15 protein-coding genes and 2 riboswitches are annotated in these 20,542 nt (G+C 49.0%); of the genes, 14 read left to right on the top strand and 1 reads right to left on the bottom strand.

Annotated elements, in window-relative coordinates:
• Window positions 1–134: 134 nt before the first annotated feature.
• Window positions 135–1,415, bottom strand: coding sequence for a glycosyltransferase family 39 protein (locus ADU23_RS01600; RefSeq protein ID WP_053372145.1), 1,281 nt, complete (start codon window positions 1,413–1,415; stop codon window positions 135–137).
• Window positions 1,416–1,581: 166 nt separating this feature from the next.
• Between ADU23_RS01600 and ADU23_RS01595 the strand changes: the two genes are divergently transcribed.
• The 14 genes from ADU23_RS01595 to ADU23_RS01530 all read left to right on the top strand — a co-directional run bounded on the left by ADU23_RS01595 (window position 1,582) and on the right by ADU23_RS01530 (window position 20,306).
• The gene (locus ADU23_RS01595) at window positions 1,582–2,358 is read left to right on the top strand and encodes a YheC/YheD family protein (protein ID WP_053372144.1); all 777 of its coding nucleotides are present in this window, start codon (window positions 1,582–1,584) and stop codon (window positions 2,356–2,358) included.
• 183 nt (window positions 2,359–2,541) lie between these two features.
• The gene (locus tag ADU23_RS01590) at window positions 2,542–3,498 is read left to right on the top strand and encodes an ABC transporter permease (RefSeq protein ID WP_053372143.1); all 957 of its coding nucleotides are present in this window, start codon (window positions 2,542–2,544) and stop codon (window positions 3,496–3,498) included.
• Between the two features lie 32 nt (window positions 3,499–3,530).
• A complete protein-coding gene (locus tag ADU23_RS01585; protein ID WP_053372142.1) occupies window positions 3,531–4,427 on the top strand; it encodes a carbohydrate ABC transporter permease in 897 nt (298 codons plus the stop codon).
• A gap of 77 nt (window positions 4,428–4,504) precedes the next feature.
• A complete protein-coding gene (locus tag ADU23_RS01580; protein WP_053372141.1) occupies window positions 4,505–6,169 on the top strand; it encodes an extracellular solute-binding protein in 1,665 nt (554 codons plus the stop codon).
• 129 nt (window positions 6,170–6,298) lie between these two features.
• Complete coding sequence (locus ADU23_RS01575; RefSeq protein WP_053372140.1) at window positions 6,299–7,840, top strand: response regulator; 1,542 nt, start codon at window positions 6,299–6,301, stop codon at window positions 7,838–7,840.
• Entirely contained in the window at window positions 7,837–9,615 is a 1,779-nt protein-coding gene (locus tag ADU23_RS01570) for a sensor histidine kinase (RefSeq protein WP_053372139.1), read from the top strand. The genes ADU23_RS01575 and ADU23_RS01570 overlap by 4 nt, the downstream gene beginning before the upstream one ends.
• Window positions 9,616–9,761: 146 nt before the next feature.
• Window positions 9,762–9,914: riboswitch (guanidine-I (ykkC/yxkD leader) on the top strand.
• Between the two features lie 73 nt (window positions 9,915–9,987).
• Window positions 9,988–11,001: an ABC transporter substrate-binding protein gene (locus ADU23_RS01565; RefSeq protein WP_053372138.1), complete on the top strand. Its 1,014-nt coding sequence runs from the start codon at window positions 9,988–9,990 to the stop codon at window positions 10,999–11,001.
• A gap of 6 nt (window positions 11,002–11,007) precedes the next feature.
• Entirely contained in the window at window positions 11,008–11,808 is an 801-nt protein-coding gene (locus ADU23_RS01560; protein ID WP_053372137.1) for an ABC transporter permease, read from the top strand.
• A 118-nt stretch (window positions 11,809–11,926) separates the two neighbouring features.
• Window positions 11,927–12,090: riboswitch (guanidine-I (ykkC/yxkD leader) on the top strand.
• Window positions 12,091–12,147: 57 nt separating this feature from the next.
• A complete protein-coding gene (locus ADU23_RS01555) occupies window positions 12,148–12,867 on the top strand; it encodes an urea amidolyase associated protein UAAP1 (RefSeq protein WP_053372136.1) in 720 nt (239 codons plus the stop codon).
• Window positions 12,868–12,900: 33 nt separating this feature from the next.
• Entirely contained in the window at window positions 12,901–13,551 is a 651-nt protein-coding gene (locus ADU23_RS01550) for an urea amidolyase associated protein UAAP2 (RefSeq protein WP_053372135.1), read from the top strand.
• A 54-nt stretch (window positions 13,552–13,605) separates the two neighbouring features.
• Window positions 13,606–17,241 carry an urea carboxylase gene (gene uca, locus ADU23_RS01545; protein ID WP_053372134.1) on the top strand — a complete coding sequence of 1,212 codons (3,636 nt, stop codon included), beginning with the start codon at window positions 13,606–13,608 and terminating at the stop codon, window positions 17,239–17,241.
• Entirely contained in the window at window positions 17,238–19,094 is a 1,857-nt protein-coding gene (gene atzF, locus ADU23_RS01540; RefSeq protein WP_053372133.1) for an allophanate hydrolase, read from the top strand. Before uca ends, atzF begins: the two co-directional genes overlap by 4 nt.
• Window positions 19,095–19,229: 135 nt before the next feature.
• On the top strand, window positions 19,230–19,556 hold the full coding sequence (locus tag ADU23_RS01535; protein WP_053372132.1) for a hypothetical protein: 327 nt from the start codon (window positions 19,230–19,232) through the stop codon (window positions 19,554–19,556).
• A gap of 291 nt (window positions 19,557–19,847) precedes the next feature.
• Window positions 19,848–20,306 (top strand): hypothetical protein, encoded by a 459-nt coding sequence (locus ADU23_RS01530; RefSeq protein ID WP_053372131.1) that lies wholly within the window; start codon window positions 19,848–19,850, stop codon window positions 20,304–20,306.
• Window positions 20,307–20,542: the final 236 nt, after the last annotated feature.

Genomic DNA, 20,542 nt, shown 5'->3' with positions numbered 1-20,542 from the left:
TGAAGGTTTGGTAGTAGAAGCCTTTGAAGGTTTGGTAGTAGAAGCCTTTGAAGGTTTGGTAGTAGAAGCCTTTGAAGGTTTGGTAGTAGAAGCCTCTGAAGGTTGGTAGCAAACGCCTTTGAAGGTGTGGTAGATTAGGCCAAGCGCCCCCTCCCCCGAATACTAATAATCCGATCAATCAGATAAGCCCCGGCAATGAAAATAAGAAACAGATTCGGATATCCATATCTGGAGAACGCGACAAACGGGATATAAATAACGGTAAAATAGGCTAACGTCAGCAACAGCAGCATGTAAGGGATATTGCGCTGCCTGATCGCGTTGAACAACATGAGCAGCAAGCCTGCCGAGCCGATCAGCATCATCAGCACATGCGGCGGATAGACGTACGCAATAGGGATGTCGAATACCATTCGCCAGTAGTAGGGGCCGAGATACAGCCCTTTAATTTTCTCGGTCGTATACCACTTCAAATAGTCCGTAGGCTGCTGCGTAAAGCCATAGCGCATAATTTTTTTGGCCGTATCAGCCATTGCATCGTCTGAGCCTATAAATAAGCTGGCTCTATCGCGTCCCTCGTATTCCGGGTGAGCATCGAAGAAAGCCGGCGCAGGAGCAGCGTTATTGATTAAAGCCCCTAACAGCATCGGGTTTCCGGCAGATTTGGTGAACGGAATAAACTCGTCAAACGTGATGTAGTTGCGTATCCACCATGGAGAGAGCAGAAGCACCATCGTTATGGATATAACAACCGTATGCTTGATGATCGTTTTCCAAGACACTTTATTGAACAACCACAGTATGAATAACACGACTGGAAAAAGTCCGGTATGCGGTTTGAAGTAGCAGCCGAGTATGACAAGAACCGCGACGATGACATAATGCTTCGTTTTATTGCTCTTTAAAGCGAGCAGGCTGAAGCAAATTAACAGCATGAATATCGTTCGGAATATCGTCTCGGACAAAATAACGCCAGAAGAGAAATAATCTGGTAAATATAAAGCTGTTGCAATGCTTGCAATAAGAGCGGCACGGCTATTAAACAGCTGATTCGCAATGACGAAAATCAGATAAATGGAGAAAGCCTGCAGCGCCGCCTGCAAAACGCGAAACGCAATTACGGCAGCGTCCCCCTGCCCAAAAATGAGCATTAAACCGGACAAAACAAACGGCATGCCAGGCATAATGAAGGAGGACGGCGACTCGCCGCTATTGTAAGCAAGCGTATGTTTGTTCAGTAAGATTTTTGCGCTGTTTACGTATTTCACGTCATCATTGTTTAATTTTTCATAGGTGCCCAGCAAGAAGTAGTCTCCGTAAATGAGAACGCATGCGGTACTGATTGCGAATACGAGAAGGATCGTTACGAGCAGTGAGGTTTTGATTGGCTTCGATACTTGGCTTAAATTAAACAATAATTACACACCTTTCAAATGTATTAACCTTATTATAACGAATAAAGAAAGCAAAATGTTCCAGCCCGAGCGATCATTCCTTCGATTTACTATATTTGTTTTCTAATAAACGTTCGTACAATTGCTATAGACCTCCCGAGCATAGAGTAGATGGAGGTGAAATGCTGTGTTTAAAAAAAATTATGCTAGCCGAAACATAAACGGAAAGCTTCTTGTCAGTGAATACTTATCTGCGAATAAGAAGCTGGAGCAATACGTGCCGCAAACCGTCTCGTTTAGTCTTGAGCATCTGGAGATGATGTTTAACCACTACGATATGGTTTATGTTAAGCCCGATATTGGCTCGCACGGGAAAGGCATCATCAAAATCGAACGAGCCGATTCAGGCTTTGAGCTTTATGAAATTGTGCAAAAAAAACAAAGCCGCAGCTTCTATAAGACTATTCCTGAAGTCTATGAGCGGTTGAAGAAGCGGAAGACGTGCAGGCTTATTGTTCAAAAAGGAATTTCTTTGGATCGGGTGAATAATCGTCCATACGACATTCGGGCTATGGTGCAGCGCAAGCCTGGAGGCTCATGGGTTTGCACGGGGCTTATGGTAAAGGTCGGAGCGCGCAATAAAATCGTCACGAACTATTATCAAGGCGGCGCAATCTATTCGATGAAGAAGCTGGGAAAAAGACAAGGGCTGTCAGTAGGAGCGACTGAAGCGCGCGTAAGAACGCTTAGCCGTGTCGCCCTGCAAATAGCCAGTACGCTTAGCCAAAGGCGCTCGGGGATGCATGAGATAGGCGTCGATTTTGCTTACGATAAGAAGCAGCAGCTGTGGGTGCTGGAGGTAAACTCTAATCATCCGCAATTTTATCCGCTTAAAAAGCTCGACCCTGCCGCCTATCGCAAAATGAAACGTTTTGCGGCGAGCTACGGCAGACGCGATGCATAAGTAGAGGCAGGGAAGCAGGTCACGGCAGTCGCCATGGCCTGCTTCCCTTTTTGTCACAAATTAATTGGTTGCGCTTACTTCGATGATTGAAAAGTATCATTTATAGTTGTTCAGGTGCCTATTAGTCCTATTCGGATCACGATAAAATACAAGAAGAACAACAAGAGCAAGGGGGATTGAGTAGTGGCGCAGCTTTCCGTAAATGACGAGCTAGAATTAAAACCAAAAACTAAAAATGTATTTTTCCGTTTCGTGAAGCAAATGGACATCCAGATGATGGTGTTGCCTGCATTGTTACTCATTATCGTGTTTAGCTACATTCCGATGTACGGCGTATTGATGGCTTTCCAAGATTACAGCATTTTCAAAGGCTTTTTTGCAAGCGAATGGGTCGGTTTGAAACATTTCGACATGTTCTTTAACTCTCCGGAGTTTTTTAAGGTCATGCGAAACACGGTCATCATCAGCTTGCTGAAGTTCTTTATAGGATTTCCGGCACCGATTGCGCTGGCCTTAATGCTCAATGAAGTGAAGAACATGATGTTCAAGCGACTCGTGCAAACGGTCAGCTATCTGCCTCACTTTATGTCATGGGTAATCGTCGCGGGACTGATCATGTCCATGCTTTCGACGGATAACGGCAGCATAAACATTTTGCTAGAGAAAATGAATTTTATCAACGAACCGATCAATTTCTTGTCGCTTCCGGAATTATTCTGGTCCATCCTCGTATCGACGGGCGTTTGGAAGGAAATCGGATTTGGCTCCATCGTATACTTGGCGGCTATCGCCAGCATTGATCCGAGCATGTACGAAGCGGCTTCGATGGACGGAGCGAGCAAGTTTAAACAAATATTTTTGATCACCTTGCCTTCCATCATGCCGGTAGTCCTTATCTTCATGATTTTGGCGATAGGGAATCTATTGAATGCAGGCTTCGAGGATATTCTCTTGCTTGCCGTTAACCCGGTGCTCCGAGACGTCTCTGATGTCATCGATACGTACGTTTATCGAGTCGGTATTCAAAGTTCAAGGTACTCGTACGCTACTGCGGTAGGATTGTTCAAAGCCGTAATCAGCGTTGGACTTCTGACGATGGCGAACTATCTGGCACGCAGAGCCGGCAGCAGCTTGTGGTAGACTATAATTAGCCCGGAAAGGCGGATGATGCAGTGATCAGGCTCAGCTTTGGAGACCGCGTGATGACGGTAACCATCTACATTTTACTAACACTATTAGCATTTATGACCTTCTATCCCTTCTGGAATGCGTTGGTCATATCCTTTAATACCGGTATCGATACGTCAATGGGCGGTGTAACCTTCTGGCCGCGCGCTTGGACACTGGAAAACTACGGCATCGTATTTAAAGACGATCGAATGATCGGCGCCTTTATGATATCGATCGCCCGTACGGTTGTCGGTACGGCAGCTTCCATTATGTTGACAGCCATATTCGCATACGGTATCTCTAAGAAAGAACTGATCGGCCGCAAATTTTACATGATCCTATGTATCATTACGATGTATTTCTCCGGCGGTCTAATTCCTTCATTCTTGCTGATCCGTGAGCTTCACCTTATGAATACGTTCTGGGTGTTCATCATTCCTTCGCTAATCAGCGTGTGGAACATGATCATATTCCGTACCTTCTTCCAAGGCTTGCCTGCAGGTCTTGAGGAATCGGCGAAAATCGACGGAAGCGGCAATTGGGGCATCTTTTTCCGAATCGTCATTCCGCTCTCTGGACCGGTTATTGCTACGCTGTCGCTGTTCACGGCAGTCTTCCATTGGAATGATTGGTTTGGCCCGAGTATCTATATTACCAATGAGAAGCTGCTTCCTATACAAACGATGCTTAAGCAAATTTTGAACTCCAACATCGTATCGGATCAGATGTCTCAGCTCGATTCCGCGGCACAAGGCCAAATGGCCAAAATGAGAACGGTGACGAGCAAGTCGTTGTCAATGGCGACTATGATGGTAGCAACGATCCCAATCATTATGGTTTACCCATTCGTTCAAAAGTATTTCGTGAAGGGCGTTCTCGTAGGATCGCTGAAAGAGTAGGGCAACAAGTATGAAAAGAAGTTTAAAGCGAAAGCTTTGAACATATAAAAATGAGCTTGAAAGGGGATTTTAAACAGATGAAAGCGAAAAGTAAACTTCTCGTCCCTATGGTCTCCGCTTTTATGGCCGTTTCATTATTGGCCGGCTGCAGTGGCGGCAACGGCGGTAAATCCGGCAACGGAGAAACGCCTGGCAACAAGGCGGAAGAAAATAACAGCAACAAACCTGCATCCGTGTATGAGCTAGGCAAGGAGCAGCTTGATTTCACGCTTTACGGTCACTATGATTGGTACACTATGCCGGCTTGGGGTGGCGACATCACGAGCACATGGATTAGAGATACGAAGAAAGTTAATGTTAAACCGATTCATTCCGGCGGTGCAGCTCCTCAGAAGCTGAACACGATGATCGCAACGGGCGATCTGCCTGATGCAATCTGGCTGGAGCGCGTAGATGTAGAGAAATTGCGCAGTGCAGATTTGCTAGTGCCGTTTGACGATTACCTCGATAAATATCCTAACTTGAAAAAATGGCTCGGCGAAGAAGGAATCAACATGCTTCGCTCCGAGGATGGCAAATTGTATCAGTTCCCGAACTGGTATACAAAACAGCCAAATGGTAACTCAGGTTACGTTGTAAACAAAAAGATCTATTCGGAGCTAGGTTCTCCAAAGCTTGAAACAACCGACGATCTTTACAACTACTTGAAGCTAGTTAAAGAAAAGTATCCGAACGTAGTTCCTTACGAGCCGCATCTCGCAAAAGATGGACAAGGTCTTGATGTTCTTTACTCCGCATTCAAAGAAAACGATCAGAAGTACCCAGGCATGCGCGCTGTACCTAACGGCGACAAACTGACTTCGATCTTCCTTGACCCGCAATACCGCGAGTCGTTGCAGTATACAGCTAAATTGTTCCGCGAGAAATTGATTACGCAGGATGCAATGACGCAAACACTTGATCAAATTACAGAAAAGGTTATGACAGGCCGCGTAGCCGTATTCGCAGCTGCAAGCCCGACAGAAATCGCGATGCAAGCGCATGCTGAGCTCGTGAAGAATGATCCAGAAGCTGGTTACTTCATGATTTGGCCGGTTCATAAAGAAGGTCTAGATAAAAATAAAATTTTCCCTGGAACTTATGGTATGCTAGGTTGGAACGTAACGGTCATTACGAAAAAAGCTAAAAACCCAGAAGCAATCTTTGCATTCTATGACTGGTTGACTGGTGCTGAAGGACAAAGCGCATTGATGTGGGGCCCTCCAGGCATCTACTGGGATGGCGTAGAAGCTGACGGAGAAACACCAATTTTCACAGAGAAATACACTTCCGATGCAGGCGAGCTTGCTAAGCTTCAAGCGATTACGACTAACCTGAACTGGGTTGGTAACACGGTATTCCTAGATACTACAAAAGCGAAATTCGAATCCACATTGCCGGTTGAGCAACAAAACTGGTCGACTCGCTACCAACGTGAAATTACGTGGAAAACGCAATCCAATGCTACGGAATTCATCAACATCGATCCACAGCCGGAAACAGAGGAAGGCATTATCCGTCAACGTATTGAAGACTTGTACCTGGAAGTTAGAGCAAAAGCATTGTTCGCTAAGAACGACGCAGACGTACTGGCTATTCTAGACCAAGCCGAGAAGGATGCTCAAGCAGCTGGTTATGACAAGCTTCTTGCATTCAAAACTACAAAATGGCAGGAAAATCTCGCGAAAATGAAAGCGCAATAAGTTTATAGCCTTTTATAAAACGGCGGGTATACTAAGATCATTAGTGTACCCGAGTTTTTTCGTTTATACAGAGCTATGTTCGGAGCATGAAACATCTATCGCGTTTTCCTAATTGGAGCTGATAACATCATGTATAAAGTATTGCTTGCAGACGACGAGCGGCTGGATTTGGAAGGTATGCGCACCTTTATTCCTTGGGAGGACCTTGGAATGGAGGTCGTAGCTGGCGTGATGAACGGCTTTGATGCTTGCAAGGTGCTGGATGCGGAAAAGGTAGACATCCTCGTTACCGACGTCCGCATGCCTAATATGACAGGATTAGAGCTCGCGAGGCGAGCGCTTGAAATGTCCAAGGACATTAAAATTATATTCGTCAGCGGCTATCAGGATTTCAGCTATGTGAAGCAAGCGTTGTCGCTTAATGCGGTCAATTATGTGCTTAAGCCGATGGATGATCAGGAGCTGATCGATTCCTTGCTTAAGGTCCGTGACGATTTGGACCAAGAGCGGGTAAGGCAGGATGCCTACTGGCAGATGGTGCCGATCGTTAAAAACGAATACTTGCTGCAGCTGCTTGAAGGGACAAGCAGTGTGAGGACGATTGAGGTATTGAATCAGGAATATGAAATGAACCAGTTCAGATGGCCTGGTTATGCTGCGGTGATCGAAATCGATGATATGTCTTGGAAGCAGCGTGACGAGAACCGGAACGACCCGGATGAGATGCAGGAGGTTGTATCCATCTGCAAGGAGCTGGGCGTGCGGCAAATTTGCAAAATAAGCAAGGCCCGCGTCGCGCTTCTTATCGAAGGCCCGGATAACGACGCCATGTTAGAGAAAATCGTTGGCCTTGTAAATGAGCAAAATTTGTTCTCTATTACGGCAGGTGTGGGCGAGCGGTGCCGCTCTATCTCCGAGGTAACGATCTCTTACCGGCAGGCCGTGGAAGCGCTTGATATGAAAATGTTTTACGGCAAAGGAAAGGTAATCGGCCATGGCGAGGTTAGGCCGGCGGAGAAGGAAGATGTAAGGCATCTCGAAGCTAAGCTTGAGGCGTTATTTGGAGCGATGTCCGGTTATGAGCTTGTACGCATTCATGACGAGCTTGATGATTTATTTCAGGTTGCCAAAAATTTAAAATCGAAATTCACTCTGCGCAATTATGCACTCTACATCTTGATGAAGCTCGACAATTACTTGCAAAGAACGAATGAAAATGTGTTCCAGCTGCTAGGGATGGAGCTGAACAATTACGATATTATTATGCAATTTGAAACGATCAATGATATCCATGTGTGGCTCAGACGCAGAGTTTACGAGATTTCCGAGACGCTGCAAACGAATAAGCAAAAGAAAAATTGGAAGCTTATTAAGCAAATGATCGAATATATGAAAGAACGGACGAATGATAACATTACGCTAAGAGATTTGGCTGAGCAATTCTCATTGTCGCCAAACTATCTCGGATTGATTTTCAAAGAGGAAACAGGGAAAAACTTCAGCGAATATTTCATTCAGCTGCGTATGGAGAAATCCTGCGAGCTTCTTAAAACGACCAATTTGAAAATTTATGAAATAGCCGATCGCGTAGGCTATCGACACCTGCCTTATTTCAGCAGGCAATTCAAAGAAACTTACGGCATGACGCCGCTGGAGTATAGACGAACATGACCATCCACAAGAAGGAGCATCGCTACATTCCTTTTGGCATCAAGCTGATGCTAACCTATAGCTTGTTTATCATTATCCCCGTGCTGCTGGTCGGCTACGCAGCCAACGTGATTTTTACAAACTCCATACAGGAACGAACTCGCGAAATTAACCACGGGACGCTCGAGCAAATGAAGGACAATATCAATTACAAGCTGGAGGATATGTCCCGCATTTCAGGCATGCTTTATTTTGACAGCAATCTAGCCTCTTACCTACGCCGCTATGAGGAGGGCTGGGTCAGCTATGAGGCTACGACAAAGCAGCTGCTTCCCCGAATTTTGACGACGATCGATGCCGCCAATAACAAAATGAGGCTTGTGATCTATTTGCATAACAACACACTCCCTGAAATTTACCATAACTATAAAGACACCGATCCGCTTAATGCGGAAGGGCCGCTGTTCGATTTGTACCATATTGAAAGAATTAAGGACAAGCCATGGTATTTGGATTATCCGACAGAGCGGTACGGCGAGACGATGCAGTGGAAGCAGATAGAGGGAGATGCGAAATTCGGCCATATTTCTTTGCTCCGTAGGCTGGTTGATATGAATGATTCCACCGCAGTTAAGGAAATTGGTTTTGTTCGGATCAGCCTGCGGCTGACGGATTTGCTTGAGAGCGTTGATTCCGAGAAAATCGGCAAGGGCACCAAAATATTTGCCATGGACGAAAATCGCAAAATTATGTTCTCCTCCGGCGATACGGACTACAAGCTGGGCGAGACGCTGAGCGAAGAGAAAATTTCGAATTATTGGGTTATAGATGAAAAGATACCGCAGCTCAACTGGCATCTTATCGCGCTCGTTCCGACCGACATCATGGAGAAAGCAACGAACGAGGTTAGGCTGTGGACGATACTTATTTGTTTGGCTTGTTACATTGTCTTCTCGTTCGCGGGCTTGTTTATATCCCGTTTCTATTCCCGTAAGGTGTCAAAAATCGTTCGTGTGCTGGATTCGTTCCAAGAGGGCAACTTCCAAAAAAGCATCAATTTCAAAGGCAATGATGAATTTACGCGCATCTCCATTGCCCTTAATGAAATGGGACAGAACATCGACGAGCTGATTCAAGAAGTGTATATGACGAATATTAAGAAAAAAGAAGCGGAGCTAGAATCGCTGCAAGCACAAATCAATCCCCATTTCTTATACAATACGCTTTCTTCGATCAGTCGCTTGGCTAAGTTCGGCGAAGTGGACAAGCTGCAGCGAATGGTGCTCGATTTGGCTAAGTTTTACCGGTTGTCGCTGAATGAAGGTCGAACCGTTATCCCGATCAGAAATGAGCTGGAGCAGGTCAGCGCCTACATCAACATTCAGAAAACGAAATTTGCCGATGGCATGCAGGTGTTGTTTGATGTTGATCCCGATATTTTAAAGTTTACGACCGTAAAGCTCATTTTGCAGCCCTTTATCGAAAATGCGCTTGAGCATGCATGGTATGGCGAGCGGATTAACATTCGGATCGTCGGGAAACTCGAGGGAGAGCTGATCACCTTCCAAGTCATTGACGACGGCGTCGGCATCCATCCCGAGATGCTGCGACAGCTGTTCGATCCCGTTGAGAGCTTGAATGTCGGCTATGGCATTCGCAATGTTGACGGGCGAATTAAGCTTCATTTTGGCGCTGAGTACGGCGTCATGATTGTCAGCAAAAGAGGAATGGGTACGTCAGTCATTATAACCATTCCAGCAAAAACAAGCGTTAACCAACCAGAACGCCCTATTTAAAATAGGGTGTTTTTTTGTATCTTTTAAACTTAATGTAATAAAACCTAACATAGTTATTGACACATCCGTACATTCCGCACTATAATTCGGTTAAACGTAAGGTTTTATGACAAAAGAATATCGGCTCTCAACATTATTGATGAGGGCGACTAGCAGTCTAGGGTTCCGTTAACGACGGCTCGGCGCGGCAATAACGCGTTTGGCATGTAGTTAAGCCTGGTCCAAGAGACGGCGTATAGATGAAGCGGCGCGAGCGGCCGCCCGTCTATATAACACGGAAGGATAAAAGCCTGGGAGATCATTCTCCTTGGCTTTTATTTTTTTTATAACGCTTTTTAGGCGCTAATAAAAAGATGACAGGAGTGGGGAGTAATGAAAAAATCACTGAAGGCAGCACTGGTTCTCATGCTTATTGTATCGATGGCGTTTGTGGCGGCGTGTTCTGGCAATGCAAAGGAAACGGCGGGAGGGGCATCGGGGGATCCCATTACGATTGCGCTCAGTCCTTGGCCGGGTTGGTATATGTGGTATTTGGTAGAGGAGAAAGGATTTTTCGAGAAGCACGGGGTTGACGTTAAGCTGGAGTTTTTCCCCGTGTACAGCGACTCGCTCCAAGCGATCGCCGCTGGCAAGGTTGATGCGAACAGCCAGACGTTAAGCGATTCGCTGGCGCCGCTCTCGAAGGGAATTGGCCTGAAGGCAGTACTCGTTAACGACAACTCCTTTGGCGGAGATGCGATCGTGAGCAAACCTGACATTAACTCTATCCAAGATTTGAAAGGCAAGACAGTGGCGACGGAGCTCGGTACGGTCGATCACTTCCTTCTGCTTACTGCGCTAGCGGAAAACGGGATGGATGAGAAGGACATTAAATACGTGAACATGACGGTGAATGATGCCGGACCTGCCTTTATTTCGGGCAACACCGATGCTTCGGTGCTTTGGGAGCCGTTCCAAACGACTGCCGTAAAGGAAGGGAAAGGCAAGGTGCTTTATTCTTCCAAAGATACGCCGGGGCTTATTCCGGATTTGCTCGTATTCCGCGAATCAGTCGTGAAGAATCGTCCGGAAGACGTACAGAAGATTGTTGATGCTTGGTTCGATGCGCTGGCATGGTATGAAGACAACAAGGATGAGGCGATTAAGCTGCTGGCTGAAAAAGCCGAAACGACGCCCGAGGACTTTAAGCTTGGGTTAGACAGCATCAAGCTGTTCGGCGTCGAGGATAACGTAAAGGCATTCGAAAAACACGATGATTATACATCGCTCAGCTACACAGGCCTAAAAACAGCGGATTTTCTTCATAAGCTTGATATGGTCGATAAGCTTGATAGCGTAGATGAGCTGCTCGATCCAAAGTTTGTAAATCATAAAGCAGGGAAGTGATAAGCGATGGGGACGCCAATACGACGTAAAAAGTATAAATTTCAAATTTTTAAAGACATCGGCCCAAAGCCGTTTGCCGTAACGGCGGGTTTCTCCTTCGTCTTGCTGCTTGGCATTTGGTCGCTGCTTAGCTACACGGAGACGGTTAGCCCGATCTTTTTGCCGAAGCCGCATGCCGTGCTTATTCAGCTTATTTTAAATCTTGGCAGCCCGGAATACTGGGGACATATCGGCATTAGCGTATTCAGGGTTACAGCCGGATTCTTGTTGGCCTGCGTGATCGCCATTCCGATCGGATTGTTCGCCGGAACGTTTAAGTACGGGGAAGCCTTCGTGGAGCCGCCGATGGAATTTATCCGGTATATGCCGGCGGTTGCTTTCATTCCGCTTATTATGGTGTGGGCGGGAATCGGCGAATGGGCAAAGGTGCTGTTAATTTTCATCGGCTGCTTCTTCCAGCTCGTGCTGATGGTGTCGGATATTACAAGGCGCGTACCGCATGATCTGCTGCATGCATCCTTTACGCTTGGAGCGAGCAGATGGAAGGCGATTGAAACCGTGATTATACCGGCGATCCAGCCTCAGCTGATGAACACGCTTCGTCTTATTCTCGGATGGGCATGGACCTATCTTGTCGTAGCGGAGCTCGTAGCCGTAAGCAGCGGGCTTGGCTATCAGATTATGAAGGCGCAGCGGTTTCTGAATACCGATGAAATATTTGTTGGCATTATCGTAATCGGCTTGCTGGGCCTTGTAAGCGACCGGGTGTTTGCTTTTCTAAATCGTCGTCTGTTTCCTTGGGCATAACATTGCGTAATAATACCTGACATAACAATTGACAAAATCGGTGAATCGCTATTATACTCCGATTAAACGTAAGGAAACATCACAACAAAATATAGGTTCTCATGATTGCCATTGAGGACGACAAGCTGTCTAGGGTTCCGCTGGTTAGCACAGGCGCACTCCTTTTGATGAAAGGAATCGCCGGTTGTTAAGCAGGCCTGGTCCGAGAGACGGCATATAGCAGAGCGGTTGTTTTACAGCTTAGCCCGCTATAGTACACGGAAGGATAAAAGCCTGGGAGACTACTCTCCCGGGCTTTCTTTATTTTTAACACCAACATTTATTGAGGGGGAAACAAGGATGAGCAGCATTTGGAGCACAACCATCCGCCCAGGCGGCAAATGGTCAGGAACGATTAGTCGAGGGAGATTGCTAAGGTTCACCGCGCTTGAGGCGGGAGCGAATGTGTCCGTTCTTTTGTACAATGCGAAGGATTTGACGGAACGCTACAATATGCCGGATACGCTAAAAGCGCAATATACCTCACATCTAGCCAAAGGGAATATGCTCATGAGCGATAACGGCAGATCGCTTGCGAGCATCGTGGACGATGAGCTCGGCTGGCATGATACGATTTGCGGCTATACGAGCCGCGCTGCAACGGATGCCAAATATGGCAAGACCACCTATCAGGAGCTGCGAAATGAATGGCTGCACAGCGGGCAAGAAAATTTTGCAGTCGAGCTGGTGCGAAATGGACTCGGCGTGAGGGATCTTGTTCCCGTCGTGAATCTGTTCTCCAAAGTATTTTGTGATGAGCAGGGCACGATGCACTTTAGCTCAGAGCACTGCCGCGCTGGTGCGGCGGTAACGCTGAGAACCGATATGGATGTGCTGCTGTTGCTGTCTAATACGCCTAACCCGCTTGATCCAAGCAGCAAGTATCCATCGGTGCCTGTTCAAATCGAGGTGCTGGAGGCGGAGTCGGTCGCGGATGATGACTATTGTTTAAACTACCGTCCGGAGAACCGGCGCGCCTATGAAAATACGCAGCAGTATTATTTGCTGCAAGGCCTATAGAGCTTATTAAACATTGAATAGGAGGAATGACAGATGTCTGTTTTTAATCGAGTGGAAAGCCTGCGTAAGGCAGAGGATGCCATATACGATGAAGTGATAGCAGCCGGTGACGGCTGGATGTATGATCTGGAGCCGGGCCAAGTGCTGCGAATCGTTGATTTGGACGGCAATCAAGCAGCGGACACGTTATTCTATGATGCGGACCATCCGGAGGATCATTACAGCGCGGTAGCGACGATCGCCGGTCAAGGCAACATCTATTTGACGACAGGCACGGTGCTGCTCTCGGAGTCGGGCAAGGAAATGCTGAAGATTATTGCGGATACATGCGGTCGGCATGATACGGTCGGCGGCTCATGCTCGGCGGAGAGCAATACCGTTCGCTACTCGCATGACAAGCTTCACATGCATAACTGCCGCGATACGTTCATGCTGCAGCTGGCAAAGCGGAATGGAAATTATACGAAGCGGGATTTGGCTCCGAATATTAATTTTTTCATGAACGTGCCGGTTACGGCTGACGGCGGCCTGCAATTTGCGGATGGCGTATCCTCGCCTGGCGCCTACGTAGAGCTTGAATCACTTTGCCGCACAACGGTGCTGCTCAGCAATTGTCCGCAGCTTAACAACCCGTGCAATGCTTATAATCCAACGCCGGTTCGGGTGCTCGTTTGGGAGCAATAGAGTCATATATGCGCTAAGAAATTAGAGAAAAATCATTGGCGAGGAGAGGTTACCATGTTCACGAAAGTATTGATTGCAAACCGCGGCGCAATCGCCGTCCGCATAGAGCGCACCTTGCGCAAGCTTGGCATAACCTCCGTTGCTGTTTATACCGCAGCCGATCAAGACAGCCTGCATGTCGATCAAGCGGATGAAGCCGTTCTGATTGGGGATGGCGCTGCTAAAGAAAGCTATTTGAACGTGGAGCTCATTCTGCAAACGGCGCTTGAGACGGGAGCGCAGGCTATTCATCCAGGGTACGGCTTCCTTAGCGAAAATGCTGACTTCGCCCGCGCTTGCCGCGAGCATGGCATCGTCTTTATCGGTCCGACGCCGGAGCAGATGGAAATGTTCGGCCTCAAGCATTCGGCGCGGGAAATTGCCGAGCGCGCAGGCGTTCCGCTGCTGCCGGGCACGGCGCTGATTACGGAGCTTGAAGAAGCGCTTGTACAGGCCGCGCAAATCGGATATCCGGTTATTTTGAAGAGTACGGCGGGCGGCGGCGGCATCGGGATGCGGGTATGCGCGGACGAGGAATCGCTGCGCGCAGCCTACGATGGCGTGAAGCATTTGGCGGAAACGAACTTCAAAAACGGCGGCTTGTTTCTGGAGAAATATATTGCGAGGGCGCGCCATGTAGAGGTGCAGATATTCGGCAACGGCTATGGCGAGGTCGTTACGCTGGGCGAGCGTGACTGCTCGATTCAGAGACGCAATCAGAAGGTCATTGAGGAAAGCCCTGCGCCAAATCTGTCGGATGAGGTTCGAAATGCGATGTTCGAATCCTCGAAGCGTCTTGCGGCGGAAGCCGGCTATCGCAGCGCGGGTACGGTGGAATATTTGTATGATCCGGAAACATCCGAGTTTTATTTTCTGGAAGTAAATACGAGGCTGCAGGTGGAGCATGGCGTAACGGAAGAGGTGCTCGGCGTTGATTTAGTGGAGTGGATGGTCCGGGAAGCGGCAAATGAGCTTACGGGTTTGCAGTCGCTCGTGAAAGCGCCAGTCGGACACAGCATTCAGGCACGTATATACGCAGAGGACTGCTTGCAAAACTTTCGTCCAAGCGCGGGGCAGCTTGATCAAGCGGTATTTTCCGAAAATGCCCGCAATGAGTTTTGGGTTAGAGACGGGCTTACGGTGACGACGCTTTATGATCCGATGCTTGCTAAAATTATCGTTCATGGCGCAAACCGCGAGGAAGCGATCAATAAGCTGATTCAAGCGCTTAGCGAAACCCGCATGTACGGCATTACGACAAACCTGCAGTATTTGCAAGCGCTGCTTGGCGATGAGGAGGTAACGAGCGGCAATGTCTACACGCAGCTGCTAAATGGCTTTGAGCCTGCCGAGCATGCGCTCGAGGTCATTGACGGTGGCGTGCAGACGACCGTTCAGGATTGGCCGGGTCGGGTCGGCCACTGGGATGTTGGCGTTCCGCCTTGCGGGCCGATGGACCCTTACTCGTTCCGAATCGGCAATAAATTGCTCGGCAATGATGATCAGGCGGCTGGACTTGAGCTAACGCTGCGCGGCGGCGCTTATAAATTCCGCAGCGGCGCATGGTTCTGTGTAACCGGCGCGGATATGGGAGCGGAGCTGGATGGCGCTAAGGTTGAGCTTTATAAGCCGACCTATGCGGACCGCGGTCAGGTGCTTAGCTTTGGGGAAGCGCGAGTAGGCCTCCGCACGTATTTGCTCGTTGCCGGCGGCTTCGATATGCCGCGGATTCTTGGAAGCGCGGCGACCTTTACGCTTGGCGGGTTTGGCGGCCATGGCGGACGCGCGCTGCGCGCAGGCGATGTGCTTGGCGTGAACAAAGCGGCAGAGCCTGCTGTTTTGATTGAGCTTGCTCCGAGCGAACGACCGCAAATGACGCGCGAGTGGACGATTGGGGTCATTCCCGGCCCCCACTGCACGGGGGAGTTTTTGAAGCCGGAATATTTGAAGCAGCTTGCGGAGACGGCTTACGAGGTTCATTTTAACAGCTCTCGCACCGGGGTTCGCTTGATTGGCCCTGCTCCGCTATGGACGCGGGAGGATGGAGGGGAAGCTGGGCTTCACCCTTCGAATATCCATGACAATGCGTATGCGATCGGAACGCTTGATTTGACGGGCGACATGCCGATTCTGCTTGGTCCGGATGGGCCGAGTCTGGGCGGCTTCGTATGTCCGGTGACGACGGCTTCGGCGCAGTTTTGGAAAATCGGCCAGCTGCATGCCGGCGATAAGGTGCGCTTCCGGCTGCTGACGCTTGAAGAAGCGGATGAGCTGCGCGATGTGCAAGAGCGCAATTTGCTGGCCATTGGCGGCTCGGCTCGTGAAGGCTTGCCTTCCGCGGAGCTTTCGGAACTGGCATCGGCTTTGACGCCGGATTATCCGCTGCTTGTCAACGAGGTAGAAGGCCGTAGATTCCCGATCAAAATCCGCTGCAGCGGTGATGAGAACCTGCTTGTGGAGTACGGCGATTTGGAGCTTGACCTGCTGCTGCGCTTCCAAGCGCATGCGCTGATGCAAGCAATCGAGCAATCGGGAAAAATTCCGGTGCTGGATTTGACGCCGGGCATTCGCTCCTTGCAGGTGCATATTGACCGCTCCAAAATTACGGTAAGCGAGGCATGTAAAATGATTTTGGAGCTGGACAGCTCGCTGCCGCCTTTGGAAACCATTCAAGTACCGTCGCGGATCGTTCGTTTGCCGCTTTCATGGGATGATCCGGCAACGCAGCTGGCGATTGACCGCTATCAGCAAACCGTTCGGCCGGACGCCCCTTGGTGCCCAAGCAATATCGAGTTTATTAGGCGAATTAACGGGCTGGAAAGTATAGAAGAGGTGCAAAAGATCGTATACGAAGCGAACTATCTTGTGCTTGGCTTGGGCGACGTATACCTAGGCGCTCCGGTAGCAACGCCGGTTGATCCGCGTCACCGCCTTGTGACGACAAAATACAATCCGGCACGGACATGGACGCCGGAAAATGCGGTTGGCATCGGCGGCGCGTACATGTGCGTTTACGGTATGGAGGGTCCGGGCGGCTACCAATTCGTTGGACGGACGATTCAAATGTGGAACCGGCTGCGCAGCACGGAGAGCTTTAAGCCTGGCAAGCCATGGCTGCTGCGGTTTTTTGACCAAATTCAATTTTATCCGGTGGAAGCAGATGAGCTGCTGAAGCTTCGCGAGGACTTCCTGCGCGGCAGGTATGAAGCGGACATTACCGAAACAACGTTTGACCTTGGTGAATATTTGAACTTTTTAGGCTCCATTGAAGAGAGCGCCGCGGCGTTCAAGGAGAAGCAGCAAGCCTCTTTCCAAGCGGAGCGCGAAAGCTGGAAGGAGCTTGGCCTTGCCGAGTATGTGGCGGAGCATGAGCCGGCGCGGGCTGAGCAGGAGGAGCAATTGCAGGAGGGCGCTGCTGCGATTCGGTGCACGATGCCGGGCAGCGTGTGGAAGGTGCTCGTTGGCGTTGGCGAACAGGTGAAGAAGGGCGATACGTTGCTTATCGTAGAAAGCATGAAAATGGAATTTTCACAGCAAGCGTCATGCGACGGCGTCGTATGCTCCGTCCATGTAGAGCCGGGCGACCAGGTGCATACGGGCCAGCTGATCGTGGGGATTTTGCAGCATAAGGAAATGGAGGCGGTCGTATGAAGAAGGCAGCGATTCCACTTCAATTGACGGTTGGGTGGTTAAGGGAGAGCTATGCGAGCGGGTTGTTGACGCCGGAGGATGTCATAGCGGAAATCGTGCAGCGGTCAATATCAGATGCAGGCATGAATATTTGGATTACGCCTCCGTCTATGGCTTCGATTAAGCCTTATTTGGAAAGGCTAGCTGGACTTGACCCTGCTGATGCTCCGCTTTGGGGCATCCCGTTTGCGATCAAGGACAATATCGATGTAGCTGGCGTTCCAACGACGGCTGGCTGCGAGACTTTCGCATATACGCCGCAGGAGCATGCGTCTGTCGTGGAGCGGCTTGTCGCGGCAGGAGCTATTCCGCTTGGCAAAACGAACCTAGACCAGTTCGCGACCGGGCTTGTCGGCACTCGCAGCCCTTATGGCGAAGCGCATAATTCGCTTCGTCCCGAGCTGATAAGCGGCGGCTCGAGCTCCGGCTCGGCCGTGGCGGTAGCCCGCGGTCAAGCCGTATTTTCGTTAGGAACGGATACGGCTGGCTCAGGACGGGTGCCGGCTGCGCTCAATGGTCTTGTTGGCTATAAGCCAAGCCTCGGCTCATGGCCGGTGAAGGGCGTTGTGCCTGCTTGCGCCAGCCTTGACTGCGTGACCGTGTTTGCGAATAGCTTGGAGGATGCGCTTGTCGTGGATAGCATTGCTAGAGGCATTGACGAGAATGACCCTTGGTCGCGTTACGTGCCGAGGCAAGAGGCTGGGCTGCCAGCCAAAATCTGTTTGCCGAAGCAGCCGGTAGATTTCTATGGACCTTTCGCAGAGAAATACGAGGACGCTTGGCAAGCTGCGGTGAAACGTATAGAGCAATTAAACATTCCGATTGCGTATGTGGATTACGAGTTATTTTCGGATGCGGCAGCTATTTTGTATGATGGTCCGTGGGTAGCGGAGCGCTGGGCGGATTTAAAAGACTTCATCGAAGCGAATCCGGAGGTAACCTTTCCGGTGACAGAACAAATATTGCGCTCGGGCGCTGCGGCAAGGCATGATGCGACTTCGGTATTCAGCGCCTTGCATAAGCTGCAGGCTTATAAGCTTGAAGCGCGAAAGCTGCTGCAGGATGCGGTGCTCGTCATGCCGACCTGCGGCGGAACATGGACGCGCGAGCAGGTGAGGCAGGACCCGATTCGCACAAATAGCGATATGGGACGCTACACAAACCACTGCAACCTACTCGATTTGTGTGCGGTAGCTGTACCGGCAGGCCTGGCAGATGAGCGGCTGCCATTTGGCATTACGCTGTTTGCGCTTGCTGAGAATGAGCATCTTATTAACGAAGCTGCGCGTTCGTTCGTGAATGAAGGTGAGCGAACTGTTGAAGCGGGAAATGCTGCCGGAAATGAAAATGCGCAGGCAGTCGTGGATGATACGTTGGCTTTGACCGCGCAGACATCGGCAAATGAAATTGGAGCTGCCTCGGATCCTGTTGAAGAGATGATCGTCGTTGCGGTTTGCGGCTTGCATATGCGAGGTTATCCGCTTGAGAAGCAAATGAATGGACTCCATGCGCGCTTCATACGCGAAGCGAGATCGGCACCACGCTATAAACTGGTGAAGCTGCCGACGACGCCAGCGAAGCCAGGCATGATCAAGCAATTGCAGGGCGGCGCATCCATTGAGCTCGAGCTTTGGGAAATGTCTCCGGCAGCCTTCGGAACGTTTACCTCTTTAATTCCGGCGCCGCTAGGCATTGGCAAGGTTGAGCTGAATGATGGTTCAGAGGTATCCGGCTTCGTCTGTGAAGCATATGCTGCTGCGAATGCAGAGGACATTACCGCATACGGCGGCTGGCGCCATATTCCGCAAGTATAATAAAGACTTCCGATAAACTCGTTATTCGAGCTTTTCGGAAGTCTTTTTCTTTTTTGAAACAAAAGGGGGAATACAAACGTCTTGTAATTGGAAATATTATCAAAATAGATGGTTTCAGTATAAGGAGAAAAATGTATGCGTATTTCTTTAATGAATAGACTCTCGACAGTTGTAGGGACTCTCATAAAACAAACTTTTATTATAGCGGCGACGTATACAATGCTTTACTTTTTAACGCAAGCAGTGGATAAACTAGGCATTGCTTTATTGGCAAATTTGATGGCTAAAGGTTTCCCATGGTATGGACACGAGTTTCCGTCCGCGGGATTTGAGCTATTGTGCGAAGAACTACCCTTTTACTGTTCCGGCTACGTTAAGCCTTATCTTGTTATTAACACAGTCGGCAGCATGATTGTTTTTACAATAGCTTATGCTGCTTACAGATTAAAAGCCAGAAGCTAGCTTTCCACCCGATATTCCCCCCCTTAAATCGACAAAATTAGACGAATCTTTATAAAAGCTATGCATAAGGAGTGAATCACGATGGTGAATAATTACAAAATTATGTTGAGCTGAAAGCAATCGCCGATATGCAGCATACGACCGTGCAAGCGATCGTCAATGGAATCATTGTCCAATACCTGGCAAGCGCCCCAAACGAATCAACCCCTATCTCAGTGGACCAAAAAGAAGATAACCCACTTCTGTATTTGGACGGTATTTGCAAACTAGAGGATTAAGGAGTGCTTACATATGGATAACTACTTGAACATTAAGGAAACCATTTTTCTGGATGAAACGGCTTTAGCCGCTTTAATGAACCCTGAAGACCCCCGCTATATGAAAGCCCGTTCCCTGTTTCTGGATTTGCATGATCTTGAACGTAATTATGTGACTACCAACTCCATTATATTTGATCTTCACGTGTGGCTTTGCAACGAATACAGCTATCAGCAGGCGGAATATTTTCTGAATGCCATTGATAAGGCGGTGAGTAAAGGGAAGCTTGAGGTCATCTCCGGCGGCCCCGAATTTGAGAGGGAATCGCGCAGACTGCTTATGGACAGGCCCGAGCTTCGTTTCTCGCTCAGCGAAGCATTCACTGCTGTGACCATGTCCTTTTATCAGGTAAAACGCATCTTTACTTTCAATCGCAATTACATGATGCTTGCCAATTTGGATAAGGAAATTCGAATCATTCCATCCAATTAAGGACTTTAAACTAATACAGCCTGCCCTCATTAGTGGCGGTTGTATTTTTTTGTTGAAAAATGGTTCATTCTTTCTGGCGAGAGCGATGTCCGCAGGCTCCGTGTCACCTCTGCGGGAATAATCTCGCGGTGAATTTACGGAAATTCACTCGAACCGTGACTAGTTTTGGATGAGACAGCCTTCGACAGAAACATTTTCCTCCGTAGTGTCGTTAAAGAGGGTACATTCGCTGGCCC

The organism is Paenibacillus sp. FJAT-27812, from assembly GCF_001273905.1.
GTDB lineage: Bacteria > Bacillota > Bacilli > Paenibacillales > Paenibacillaceae > Pristimantibacillus.
This window is presented reverse-complemented; position numbering and strand designations above follow the sequence as displayed.